Source organism: Kitasatospora acidiphila, assembly GCF_006636205.1.
Lineage (GTDB): Bacteria > Actinomycetota > Actinomycetes > Streptomycetales > Streptomycetaceae > Kitasatospora > Kitasatospora acidiphila.
Map to the genome: position 1 here is coordinate 3,447,404 of NZ_VIGB01000003.1, position 11,422 is coordinate 3,458,825.

Annotated in this window: 12 protein-coding genes and 1 pseudogene; 10 read left to right on the forward strand and 3 right to left on the reverse strand. The window is 70.5% G+C overall.

The window, feature by feature from the left end; all coding sequences use genetic code 11:
• Positions 1 to 199: 199 nt before the first annotated feature.
• The 5 genes and pseudogenes from E6W39_RS16155 (at position 200) to E6W39_RS16170 (ending at position 5,629) form a co-directional block, all read left to right on the forward strand.
• Complete coding sequence (locus tag E6W39_RS16155) at positions 200 to 1,249, forward strand: phytanoyl-CoA dioxygenase family protein (RefSeq protein ID WP_141634118.1); 1,050 nt, start codon at positions 200 to 202, stop codon at positions 1,247 to 1,249.
• An 86-nt stretch (positions 1,250 to 1,335) separates the two neighbouring features.
• Positions 1,336 to 2,694 (forward strand): DUF6271 family protein, encoded by a 1,359-nt coding sequence (locus tag E6W39_RS16160; RefSeq protein WP_141637770.1) that lies wholly within the window; start codon positions 1,336 to 1,338, stop codon positions 2,692 to 2,694.
• Positions 2,684 to 3,918: pseudogene (locus tag E6W39_RS16165) on the forward strand (alanine racemase). The gene E6W39_RS16160 and the pseudogene E6W39_RS16165 overlap by 11 nt, the downstream one beginning before the upstream one ends.
• Positions 3,912 to 4,412: a GNAT family N-acetyltransferase gene (locus E6W39_RS39375; RefSeq protein WP_228718179.1), complete on the forward strand. Its 501-nt coding sequence runs from the start codon at positions 3,912 to 3,914 to the stop codon at positions 4,410 to 4,412. Before E6W39_RS16165 ends, E6W39_RS39375 begins: the two are co-directional and overlap by 7 nt.
• Positions 4,412 to 5,629: an MFS transporter gene (locus E6W39_RS16170; protein WP_141634119.1), complete on the forward strand. Its 1,218-nt coding sequence runs from the start codon at positions 4,412 to 4,414 to the stop codon at positions 5,627 to 5,629. The genes E6W39_RS39375 and E6W39_RS16170 overlap by 1 nt, the downstream gene beginning before the upstream one ends.
• An 80-nt stretch (positions 5,630 to 5,709) precedes the next feature.
• Here E6W39_RS16170 and E6W39_RS16175 read toward each other — a convergent pair whose 3' ends face one another.
• Positions 5,710 to 6,174, reverse strand: coding sequence for a MarR family winged helix-turn-helix transcriptional regulator (locus E6W39_RS16175; protein WP_141634120.1), 465 nt, complete (start codon positions 6,172 to 6,174; stop codon positions 5,710 to 5,712).
• Positions 6,175 to 6,270: 96 nt separating this feature from the next.
• Here E6W39_RS16175 and E6W39_RS16180 point away from each other — a divergent pair, with 96 nt between their 5' ends.
• On the forward strand, positions 6,271 to 6,663 hold the full coding sequence (locus E6W39_RS16180; RefSeq protein WP_141634121.1) for a nuclear transport factor 2 family protein: 393 nt from the start codon (positions 6,271 to 6,273) through the stop codon (positions 6,661 to 6,663).
• Between the two features lie 9 nt (positions 6,664 to 6,672).
• Here the strand turns inward: E6W39_RS16180 and E6W39_RS16185 are convergent, their stop codons facing one another.
• Together E6W39_RS16185 and E6W39_RS16190 are read right to left on the reverse strand one after the other, a co-directional pair.
• The gene (locus tag E6W39_RS16185) at positions 6,673 to 7,194 is read right to left on the reverse strand and encodes a DUF2231 domain-containing protein (protein ID WP_141634122.1); all 522 of its coding nucleotides are present in this window, start codon (positions 7,192 to 7,194) and stop codon (positions 6,673 to 6,675) included.
• A 133-nt stretch (positions 7,195 to 7,327) separates the two neighbouring features.
• Positions 7,328 to 8,023, reverse strand: a complete 696-nt coding sequence (locus E6W39_RS16190; protein ID WP_141634123.1) for a nucleotide exchange factor GrpE — start codon at positions 8,021 to 8,023, stop codon at positions 7,328 to 7,330.
• Between the two features lie 339 nt (positions 8,024 to 8,362).
• Here E6W39_RS16190 and E6W39_RS16195 point away from each other — a divergent pair, with 339 nt between their 5' ends.
• The 4 genes from E6W39_RS16195 to E6W39_RS16205 all read left to right on the forward strand — a co-directional run bounded on the left by E6W39_RS16195 (position 8,363) and on the right by E6W39_RS16205 (position 11,415).
• Positions 8,363 to 9,073 (forward strand): Uma2 family endonuclease, encoded by a 711-nt coding sequence (locus E6W39_RS16195; protein WP_181799291.1) that lies wholly within the window; start codon positions 8,363 to 8,365, stop codon positions 9,071 to 9,073.
• 36 nt (positions 9,074 to 9,109) lie between these two features.
• Positions 9,110 to 9,415, forward strand: a complete 306-nt coding sequence (locus tag E6W39_RS44165) for a Scr1 family TA system antitoxin-like transcriptional regulator (RefSeq protein WP_220140220.1) — start codon at positions 9,110 to 9,112, stop codon at positions 9,413 to 9,415.
• Between the two features lie 261 nt (positions 9,416 to 9,676).
• Entirely contained in the window at positions 9,677 to 10,777 is a 1,101-nt protein-coding gene (locus E6W39_RS16200) for an SGNH/GDSL hydrolase family protein (protein WP_228718180.1), read from the forward strand.
• Positions 10,778 to 10,965: 188 nt separating this feature from the next.
• A complete protein-coding gene (locus E6W39_RS16205; protein ID WP_141634125.1) occupies positions 10,966 to 11,415 on the forward strand; it encodes a hypothetical protein in 450 nt (149 codons plus the stop codon).
• The last annotated feature ends 7 nt before the right edge of the window (positions 11,416 to 11,422 follow it).

The window sequence follows — 11,422 nt, forward strand, 5'->3', positions numbered from 1 at the left end:
TGGTTCGGGTTTCCCGTGGTTCGGACGGGGGTTGACACTCGGAAGTGGTCTAGTCCAATCTGATCGAACGTCAGTGCGACGCCGAGCGGGGCGCTGCCATCTCCCCCGCCACGCGCGCTTGAGCCGGCCCTGCCCGGCTCAACGTCCCGCGCACGGCGATTGGTTCAGACCAGCACGCCTTCCGACCCTGGAGCATCGCATGCCGACGCCAGACCGGTATCTCCATCGAGCGGCCACCGACCGTCCGTACTTCAGCGCGGACGGCGAGGCATACCTGGCCCAGACCCCGCTGCGGGACATCCGAAAGGACCTGCCACTGCGGGTGCTCTCCGCGCAGGACTTCGCCTTCTGGCAGGACTACGGCTACGTGGTGGTCCGGGAGGCGATCCCCACCGACGCGGCCCGGCAACTGCTGGACTTCGCCTGGGAGTTCCAGGGTCTGGACCCGGCGCGCCCGGACACCTGGTACCAGGACCGGCCGTTCCGCGACGAGCTCGACCGCCACTTGCACGTCTACGGCTTCGTCGAGGCCTACCACCACCAGCTGATCTGGGACAGCCGCCAGACCCAGCGGGTCTACGACGCCTTCGTGGACGTCTGGGACTGCGAGGAGCTCTGGGTCACCCTGGACCGGCTCAACCTCAACCCGCCGAACGTCGGGAACCGCGACCGCACGCTGATCGAGCCCACCGACACCGGGTTCGACATCGAACTCCACTGGGACGTGGACACCACCCTCGGTGTGCCGCCACAGCGGGTGCAGGGCATCATCGCCCTGGCCGACAGCGCCCCGGAGCTCGGCGGCTTCCAGTGCGACCCCGAGCTGTTCCACCGCTTCGACCGCTGGAAGCTCGACCAGCCCGCCGACCGGGATCCGATCCGGCCGGCCGTCGACCGTGCCGAGTTCCCGGTGGTGCGGCCCGAGTTGAAGGCCGGCGACCTGCTGATCTTCAACGGCCTGCTGGCGCACGGGGTGGCCCCCAACACCTCTGCGGACGGGGTCCGGGCGGTGCAGTACCTGTCGATGATGCCCGCGCTGGAGGAGCACCGGCGGCTGCGCGAGTCGCGGATCGACTCCTGGCGCAACCTCACCACGCCGGACTGGAACGGGACCCTGGTCGGTGACCTCACCAAGCACGAATCGCTGCGCTACGGCCCCGCCGAGCTCACCGGCCTCGGCGAGAAGCTGCTCGGCCTCAAGTCCTGGCACGACGAGGCCCGGGCGTCCTGGCACGGGGAGCCGGCATGACGGCTACTACCGGCGCTGCCGCGACCACCGGCGCTGCCATGACCACCAGCATTGCCGCGACCTCTGGCAACACCAGGCCCACCGGCGTGAGTCGGATCTGTCTGGCGCTGCCCACCAACCGCGCCTGCGTGCCCACCCTCGCCCAGATCGCCGCCGAAGCCCGGTACGCCGCCCAGCAGTTCGGAGTCAAGGTGCACCTGCTGGTGCTGGACTCCGCCGCCCCGGCCGCCCGGGCCGCGCACGCCGCCGCGCTGCGCGAACTGCCCGCGGTGCCCGGAGTGGTGGTGCACCACCTGGACGAGGACGCCCAACGCGCTTTCCTCCAGGCGGTGATCGAGCGCTCCGGGGTGGCCAAGCCGGAGCTGGTGCTGGACCTGATGCTGCCGGACGCCGTCTCCTACGGCGCCTGCACCAACCGCGCGTTCCTGATCGCCGCCGCGCTCGGCTGCGAGTCGGTGCACCGGCGCGACTCCGACCTGCACTACCAACTGCTGGACGGCGCCCCGGTCCTCCCGATCGGCCAGGAGCTGGCCGTCCTCGGCCGGCGGGCCGCCGAGGCGGCCCACGCGGTGACCGTGAACGCACTCGACGAGGCCCGGGCCGACCGCCCGGTGGTGCTGGCCGGCGCCTCCTTCATCGGCGAACTCTCGGTGGACATCGGAGAGATCAAGCAACTGGACCCGCAGGTCTACCAGGACGTGGTGCGACTCTGGGCCGCAGACCACTGGACCGAGGAGGAGAAGCAGCAGCTGGTCGAGGAGTCCTTCCGGGGCGCCGGCACCGAGCCGTTCCGCGCGGACCACAGCGTGCTGGACGTGATCGACATGTGGCGCTTGGACATGTGCAACATCAGCCTGCACCGCCAGGTGTACGAGCGGGTGCCGCTGCTGCCCGCCCGGGACACCATCGGCAGCGACTACTTCCTGATCCACCTGGTGTACGACGCGAAGCTGCCCGGAGTGGTGCACAACAGACACATCGTCAACTTCTACACCTCCGAGCGGCGCACCGATGCCGGCTTCCAGGCATACCAGCTGCGATTCGCCAAGTTCCAGCTGTCGATGCTCTACCTCCACCACATCTACCGCCGGATGGGCGAGCTCGGTAGCGGAGTTGGCGGCGAGCTCGGCGGCGGACTCGGCGGGCAGCTGCTGGACGAACGCCTGCTGGTGCGGCCCGCCCTGGTGGCCGGGCTCGCCCGGGAGAGCGCCGGGCTGGACCGCGCCGAGAACCGCCACCGGCTGGCGGTGCTCGGGGCCTCGTACCGCCGACTGGGCGGCCGGTACGCCGAGTTCGCCGAGCTGCTGGCGAGCAGCGGGGAGCGGCTGCTGGACGAAGCACAGGCCGACATCGAGGAGTTCGCCCTGCTGACCGAGCTCTGGGGGCAACTGGTGGCCGCCGCACGTGCCGTCGGCCTCGATCGGGTTGCCCGCCATGAGGCTTGAGCCGCGACTGCGGGCGGCACTGGCAGCCGCCACCGATGACGTGATCGTCTACGACCTGCCCGGCATCGCCGCCCGCCATGCCGCCCTGGTGCGTGAACTGCCCGGCGTCGCGGTGCGGTTCGCGATGAAGGCCTGTCCGGTGGACGAGGTGCTCGCCACCCTGGCGGCGGCGGGCGCCGGCTTCGACGCGGCCAGTCCGGACGAGATCGCCCAGGCCGCTCGAACCGGCGTGCCACTGGACCGGATCCACTACGGCAACACCATCAAGTCCGACCGGCAGATCGCCGCGGCCCATGCGCTGGGCGTGCGGGACTTCGCCACCGACAGCCTGGCGGATGTCGCGGCCATCGCCGAACAGGCGCCCGGCGCCCGGGTGTTCTGCCGGTTGGCCACCGGCGGCGAGGGCGCCCTGTGGGGCCTGAGCCGCAAGTTCGGCTGCTCGGTCGCCGAGGCCCGGCGGATCCTGGCCGCCGCCCGGGCCGCCGGCCTCACCCCGGCCGGGCTGTCGGTGCACGTCGGCTCGCAGCAACTGACCGCCGAAGCCTGGCGGGAGGCGTTCGACACCCTGGCCGAGGCGATGGCGGCGCTGGCCGGCGACGGCATCACGCTGGACCACGTCAACCTGGGCGGCGGGCTGCCGGCGCTCGGCTGCCTGGACAGGTACGGCCGGCCGCTGGAGCCGCCGCTGGACAAGATCTTCGCGGTGATCCGGGAGGGCGCCCAGCGACTGCGCGAACTGGCGGGCGGGGAGCTCGCCTTCGTGATCGAACCGGGCCGCCACCTGGTCGCCGACCACGGCGCCATCCGCGCCCGGGTGATCCGACTGACCGAGCGCCAGCAGCCCGGCGGTGAGCGGGATCACTGGCTCTACCTCAGCTGCAGCAAGTTCAACGGGCTCTACGAGATGGACGAGTTGCGCTACCCGCTGGTCTTCCCGGACTCCTCGGGCTCCTCGGGCTCCCTGGGCTCCTTGGGCTCCTCGGGCTCCTCGGACCAGGGCGACCTGGTCCGGCGGTGATCGCCGGCCCGACCTGCGACAGCGACGACGCCTACGACCACCGGGGTGCCCGGGTGGCGGTGCCCGCCGCAGCGGCCTCCGGCGACCCGGTCTGGCTGCTGGCCTGCGGTGCCTACGCCACCAGCTACCAGACCCAGGGCTTCAACGGCTTCCGCCCGCTGCCGTACCGGTGCATACCGCTGCCCGAGGAGGAGCCGGCGTGCTGATCCGACCGATCCAGGACGAGGACTGGCCGTCCATCGTGAAGTTGGAGACCGAGGCGTACGGCCCACTCGGCCTCTCCGAGGACCCGGACGCGCTGCGCTCCCGGGCGGCCGGAGCCCCGGAGGCCAACCTGGTGATGGTGGCCGACGACGCGGTGATCGGCTACCTGCTGGCACTGCCCTACCCACCGGGCCGCTACCCGGACCTGACCCGGCCCGAGCCGCCCGTGCGGCAGGCCACCAACCTGCACGTCCACGACCTGGTGGTGGCAAGCGGGTTCCGCTCCCGAAGCCTGGCCGAACGCCTGCTCGACCGGGTCACCGCCGTCGCCCGGGCGCAGGGCTTCACCCGACTCTCCGGCGTCGCCGTCAACGGCGCGCACACCCGCTGGACCCGCAGCGGCTTCCAGACCTGCCCCGACGTCCCGATCCCCGACCACTACGGCCCGGGCGCGGTCTACATCACGCGGCCACTGGCAACGGAAGGAGCCCGCTGATGCGCGTCACCTCCTATCAGCGCTCCCTGGTGTCGATCGCCGCGCTGTTCTGCTTCCTCGGCTTCCAGTACGCCAGTTGGGCCGCCCGGCTGCCCGCGATCAAGACCCGGCTGGGCCTGGGGTCAGCGGAGCTGGGGCTGCTGCTGATGGTCTGCGGCGCGGGCGCGGCGGTCTCGTTCCCGCTGGTGGCGCACCTGATGCGGCGGCTGGGCTCGCGCCGGCTGGCGCTGCTCTCCGGTCTGGTGCTGACCGCCGTGCTGCTCGCCCTGGCCGTGGTGCCGAGCTACCCTCTGGCGCTGCTGACGGCCGTCGTGGACGGGGTGGCCGTCGGCTGCCTCAACGTGGCGATGAACGCGCAGGGCGCGGCGCTGGAGGTGGCCCACCAGCGCGCCGCGATGGCCAGGCTGCACGCCGTCTTCAGCGGCGGCTCGCTCGCCGGAGCGCTGCTCGCCTCCATGGTGAACCTGGCCACCGGGTCGGTGCCGGTGCACTTCGCGGTGGCGGCGGTGCTGCTGCTGGCACTGCTGGCCGCCTCCCGGCCGGCGCTGCTACCCGACGGCCCGCAGCCCGCCGAACCGGCGGCACAGCCCGTCGAACCGGCGGCGCCCGAACCTCGGCGGCGGCGCATCCCGCAGCCGACCGGGATCACCCTGTGGATGGGCCTGGCGATGGCCTTCGGCACGGTCACCGAAGGTGCGATGAACGACTGGTCGGCGCTCTACCTGCGCGATGTGACCCACGCGGGCGCGGAGTCGGCGCCGCTGGGGATCGCCGTGGTCGCGGGGATGATGCTGCTGGCCCGGCTGCTCGCGGACGGCTGGCGGGGCCGCTGGGGCGATGCGGCACTGGTCCGCCTCGGCAGCGCGCTCGGCGGCGTCGGCCTGGCCCTGGCCCTGCTGGCCGGTGGCACCCTGCCGGCGCTGCTCGGGTTCGCCTGCATGGGCCTGGGCATGGCCGCCGTCACGCCCTGCGTCTACGCGGCGGCCGCCCGCCACGGCGCCGACGCGCTCGCCCTGGTCGCCGCCATGGGCACCACCGGCCTGCTGGGCGGCCCGGCGGCGATCGGCTTCATCGCGAGCGGCGCCGGCCTGACCTGGGCGCTGGCCGCGGTGGCCGGCTCGGCGGGCATCGTCTCGCTCTGCGCCCTCCGGATCCGTTTCCCGGCGCTGCGGGAGGCCGCCGATGGCGGTGCACCGGCTCCGGAGCCAGCCGTCTAGCCCTCGGCGAGCCCGCCGCGCGACGGTGTGACGCTGACTCAGGCCTCGTGTGCTGCCCGATCGCGAGGCCTGGGCCACCGTCACACCGCTGCGTCCCCCGTGCCCGTGAAGGGCCCCTCCTCGACGAACCGCCGCAGCCAGTGGGCGAAGGCCCGGGCGTCCGCCGGCGGCCAGTCGGCAAGGGAGTCCTCGATGCGGGCTGCCAGGCGCTGCCGAGCGGCCTGCACGATGCCGTCTCCGGCGCCGGTGAGCGCGAGCAGGGTCGCACGCCGGTCGCCGGGGTCGGATTCGCGCCGCAGCAGGCCGGCCTGCTCCAGCCGGTCGGCGCGGCGGGTGACGGTGGTGCGGTCGAGTCCTACCTCCCGGCCGAGGTCGGCGGCACTGCACGGGCCGGTCCGCGCCAGACCGCTGAGCACCGGGTAGGTGAGGTCGTCGACCGCCTCGCCGAGGCCGTCGGTCAGGTAGGCGTAAAGGCCGGCACGGGTGCTGCGCCGCAGCAGCAGGCCCAGGGCTTCAGCGATCTCGTGTCCTGTCGGGTTCGTCACCCCTCCAGATTAGCGTGCGCAAGGCACGCTTTTTTAGTACTGTGAGATACGTGCTTGAAGCACGCATCTCCATTCCCTGCCGTGAAAGGACCCCTTGTGAGCCGCACCGACATCCGCACCGCCCTCACCGACCTGCTCCTCACCCCGGGACTCGACCTGGACGAGGCCGTCGACCGCCACTTCGCCCCCGACTACCGCCAGCGCACCGACGGCCGCTGGGACGACCGCGGGGAGTTCCTCACCCACATCGCCCACCTGCGCGAGATCGTGGCCGACGGCTCGATCGAGGTGCACGACGAACTCGTGAACGGCGACCGCTACGCCGACCGGCACACCGTCACCGTCACCAAGACCGACGGCTCGACCGTCCGCATGGAGGTCTACCTCTTCGCCGAGCTCGCCCCCGACGGCCGGTTCCGCCGGATCGAGGAGACCACCCTCCTACTCGAAGGCGCCGACAGCGACCGGAACATGGGCAGCGCCCGCTGAGGCACCGCCTCAGGCGGCCTTGTCATGGTGGATGCGCAGCGGCCGCAGGTGTTGGACCGTGGCCTCGTCGCGCGCCTGGTCACGGGTGAGCTGAACGCCGATGTGGAAGTCCTGCACCAGGGTCCAGCCCAGGTAGCCGGCGCCGATCGTGCAGAACACCCCGGCGGAGGCGAGCGCGAGGCCCGGCGTGGCGCTCCGCGGCGGGCCGTTCCAGTGGTTGGCGTAGAGGCCCAGGCTAATGCCGAACAGCGCCAGCGCGAGGACGTTGAGGCCCCCGTGGACGCGCCCGATGGCCATGGCGCTCGACTTGCGCGGCACGCCCAGCCACAGGTCGGCGAAGCCCGGCAGCGCGGCCAGCAGCGCGCCGCCCACTCCGGCGATGTTCATGGCGATCGCGAAATTGAGCCAGAACTGCTGTCCGTTGGAGGCGTAAACGGCGAAGCCCACCAGGGTGCCGGTGTAAGCGGCCACCGGGTAGGCGACGAGCATGGGGTGGATGGGATGGCCTGCCAGAGTGACCTTGCTGTACATGGCGGCCTCCTCCTGGGGGAGATCGCGGCCTAGTTCCAGGCTCCGCCGGTGGGCCAGAGGTGGCAACCCTTCCCCGAGCGGGGCGGCAGCACTCTCTGTGGCAGCCGCCCTGACCCCGCCGGGCAGGTACTGTTCAGCTGCCGAACCGCTCGGGGAACTGGTCGATGATCCCGCAGGACAAGAAGTCCGCCATGCCGAGGATCTGGTCGTGCACCCGGTCGTAGTCGGCGATGTCCGCCGCGAAGTCACCCTTCAGGCGGTCCGACGCCTCCTTCAGGGTGAGGTCCAGGTGCTCGTGCATCATGGCGTGCGTCTCGCTAGAGGGCCAGAAACGCGGGTTGGCCGCAGTCAGGAAGTCGGCGATCTGGTCGGCGTTGGCGTACCAGGCCTTGATCGCCGCCTGCTCCTTGGCCGTGTCGCCGGCCTTCGCCGCGACCAGGATGTCGACCGAACCAAGGATGTGCTGCCGGAGCAGCGAAGTGAGCTGGTCGCCCGCCTGGTCGCCGTAGTAGGGCTTGATGGCGTTGCCGAGGTCCACCTGGTTCTGCAGCAGGCGCTGTTCGGTCGGATCGAGGTCGGGGAGGCTCGCGGCGAAGCTCACGATGGTCAGCCGGGTCCAGGTGATGTGGTCCTCCCACAACTTGCGCATCTGGTCATGGAACTGCAGCGCGCTGGCGGTCAGCCCCGACCGGGTGGCGGCGACGCTCTGCTGCAGCCCGCCGGCGCCCGTGGTCAGCGCTAACGACAGGGCCAGCACGGCAGCGCCCCTGGCGGCCGCCCTGACGGGTAGCGGCGCGAGGCGCGGCCCGCGGGGCAGTCGGTGGTTCATGGGTCCTCCTGATTGACGTGGTGTCGGATCTCCAACGTCACAGGAGCGGATGATCTGCGCACGCTCGGTAGCGCATCAGGCCTACGCGTTGGTGAAATGCAAGGGATGCACATAGCCATCAACCTCGCGCTGCGCTGCCACGCCGAGCTACAGGGACGAACGACGCGTATCCATCGACACCTTGAACGGGCGCGACGCTGGCAGGCCACTGGACACACCGAGAACTTGCACCAGGTGCAGAAGGGCTCCCGATGATCTACCTGGGAGGTCCTCTCGGCTGAGGCTGGCCGGTAGCCTGAATCCGGAGTCGAGGGCGCGATGCCCGCCAGGAGGTCGGAAGTGGACTACGCCCGCATGCGAGCCATCGCAGAAGAGCTCATGGCTCATGCTCCGGAGGATGTCTGGGCCACCGAGATCAGCGGCGACGAGATCATCATGATGATGAGCCCCGCCAACCTGCACGAGCTCATCGTCTACCGCCTCGCCAAGCACGTGGACCGCCAGTTGGAACGCTCGGGCACCGGCCTCATCGCCCACGGCGGAGCGGACATCGAGGACCCGGAATCCGGGATCAAGCGCCGCCCCGACGTAATGATCTTTCCCGAGAGCGCGCTGGAGTCGGGCGAGGCAGTGCACCCGCGTGAGGTGACGGCAGTGGTCGAGGTCGTCTCCAAGTCGAATCCTGAAAACGACTACGAGGGCAAGATGCGCGACTACCCGATAATGGGCGTCCCCTTCTATCTGATCATCGACCCCCGCACGGGCACCGGCCTCGTCCTCTCCGCTCCGCACCAGACGCCGGAAGGCCGCCGCTACAGCACCCGGCGGGAGTTCACCTTCGGGAGACCATCCGGGTCGGTGAGTACGAAGTCGCCACCGCCGATTTCCCAACCTACTGACCGTCAGCGCTCATTGCCGGGCATCCTCGGTGCGCACGGAACGCTACGCCGGTGCGCAGCAGAACCAGACCCGCTTGCCGATGCCGTCGCGCGCCTGGCACTCGTACGGCGCTGCGATTCCCGAGGGGTTCGACCTCTTCATCGGGCTTGAGGAGCTGCCTCCCGGATCGACTGGTACGAAAGCGAAGTGATTCCCGGTCTACTCCAGACCGAGGAGTGTGCGCGGAGCCTCATTCAGGCCGATCGTCCCGACGAGGACACAGACGAGATCGAACGCCGCGTGCAGCTGCGAACTGCTCGGCAAGTGATTCTCACAAGGGCCAGCGACCCGACGACGTTCGATGTCGTCCTCAACGAGGCCGTGCTGCGCCGTCCGATCGGAGGGGACGCTGGCATGGTCAGCCAGCTCGAACGACTCCTGGAGGCCAGCAAGCTGCCCAACGTACGATCAAGGTGGTCCCGTTCAGTGCGGGCCTTCACCTCGGTGTGTTGACGGGAGCTTTCGGCATTCTGCGTTTTCCACTGAACGGAGACGGGAGCGAAAGCGAGCCGCCGACCGTCTACGCAGACGGCTTCACCGGGGCCTTGTACCTCCCGGGCCTCAGGCCGGAGCGCGAGCCGACAGGGCCTCCTACTCACCTCCTCCTTTCGGGCCCATCCCGGCGATCCCTCCTGCCCTCACCCACACGCAGCCGACACGATTGATCGCGCAAGGTGTCCAACTGGTCACACATAGCGGCGAGAGGTGCGGTTCGTGCGTCGATCAACAGGGTGGAAGCGTCGGCTGTCGGCGGTGGCGCTGGCGGGGTGCACTGCGGCTTCCGTGCCGGTGGGTGGTGGCATCGCCCAGGCGGCGGCGCCGGTGCCGACGGTGTTCTTCGGTGACTCCTACACCTCCAACTACGGCATCGCGCCGCTGGCCGAGACCGACCCGGCCCATCCCCGGTACTTCTGCTTCCGGGCGAAGGACAACTACCCGGCGGTGGCAACGCGCCGGCTCGCCGACCGGGGCATCGCGCTGCGAGTGCAGGACGACCGCTCCTGCGGTGCCGCCACGATCAGCAACTTCTGGGAGGAGCAGGCGCTGTTGCCGCCGCTGCCCCTATCGGTGCCGCCGCAGCAGGAGGCCGTGACGGAGGACACCCGGCTGGTGGTGGGCAGCATGGGCGGGAACACGCTCGGCTTCGCCCGCATCCTCAAGCAGTGCTCGCAGCGGCTGCGGGGCGCGGAAGGGGTGCTGCTCCCCGGCGAACCGGTGGACGGGAACTCCCCGGCCGGCGAGTGTCGCCGGTACTTCGAGACGGGAGACGGAGCGAAGTGGCTGAACTCCCAGCTTGAGACGGTCGGCTCGGATCTGGAGGGGATGTTCGACCGCATCCGGTTCTTCTCCGGTGAGCGGGCCAAGGCGGTCCTGGTGGGCTACCCGAGGCTGGTACCCGAGAACGAGCGCCTGTGCAGCACTCCCGTTCCCGGGTCGCGGGAGCTGCCGTTCGCCGACATCGAGCCGAACACGCTGGACTTCCTCGATCAGGTCGAAACCCGGTTGAACAAGGTCATGGCCGACAGCGCCAGGGAGCACGGCGCCCGCTTCGTCGACCTGTACGCCGTGACCGGTGGCAGCACCGCCTGCAACGGCCAGGACCGGGGCATCGGCGGCCTGTTGGAGCCCTCCGAGGTCAAGCTCGGCGATGCCGTGCTGCCCTGGTACGCCCACCCCAACCCCGCGGCCGGGACATCGAGGCGCAGCGGGTCACGGACCGGATCGCGAGCATCCTCCAGGACCTCCAGGACTGACCCACGGGAGCCGGGCTGCTCAGCGCCGCAGCCCCGCCGCGCGCACGGCCGGCCCTTGTGACACCGGCTCCCCCACCCCAAATCGTCAGCCGCGCGCAACGGGGACGCCTCCAACCGGGTGAAATGCCACGCATACGAACCCGAAAGCAGCCCTGCTGCTGCTTTCATGCTCCACGAGGGCAGCAGGTAGCAAGTGATCCAGCCCTCCCAGCTCGGGAGTTGAGGGGAATCATGCGTATTCACTCGCGCGTGGCAGCAGCGGTGTTCGCGGCCGGTACGGCGGTTGCAGGTTTGGCGGTGCCGGCCAGTGCCGCGCCGGTGCCCAATGCGGCGCGCAGCACCAATGTCTACTTCGAGAATGCGACCGGCTGCGACCTGGTGAAGACCGGCGCTTCGCTGGACCACGGGATCTGGAGCACCGAGGTGCCGCAGGACGTGAAGGACGGTCAGACCGGTTCGTGGGCCTCGGAGAGCAACGGACTCGCGACCGGCACCGAGGGGCGCGCCACCTTCACCGCCTACGGCTGCGGCAATCCCTCACTCAACTACAAGCAGGTGCAGGTCCATTGGGACAACCCGTTCGTGGGCAGCAACGGCTACGACGAGGACGGCACCGACGGCGCCTTCAGCATCTCCCGGACGGGCGACGGCAAGGGCAACAACGCCACCATCAACTGGCGGGTCGCGGTCAAGCAGTGACCCGCCG

Bases quoted from the DNA above. Each gene is read 5' to 3' on its own strand.
- E6W39_RS16155 (WP_141634118.1), top strand. From the start codon at position 200: ATGCCGACGCCAGACCGGTATCTCCATCGAGCGGCCACCGACCGTCCG.
- E6W39_RS16170 (WP_141634119.1), top strand. From the start codon at position 4,412: ATGCGCGTCACCTCCTATCAGCGCTCCCTGGTGTCGATCGCCGCGCTG.
- E6W39_RS16185 (WP_141634122.1), bottom strand. From the start codon at position 7,194: ATGTACAGCAAGGTCACTCTGGCAGGCCATCCCATCCACCCCATGCTC.
- E6W39_RS16190 (WP_141634123.1), bottom strand. From the start codon at position 8,023: ATGAACCACCGACTGCCCCGCGGGCCGCGCCTCGCGCCGCTACCCGTC.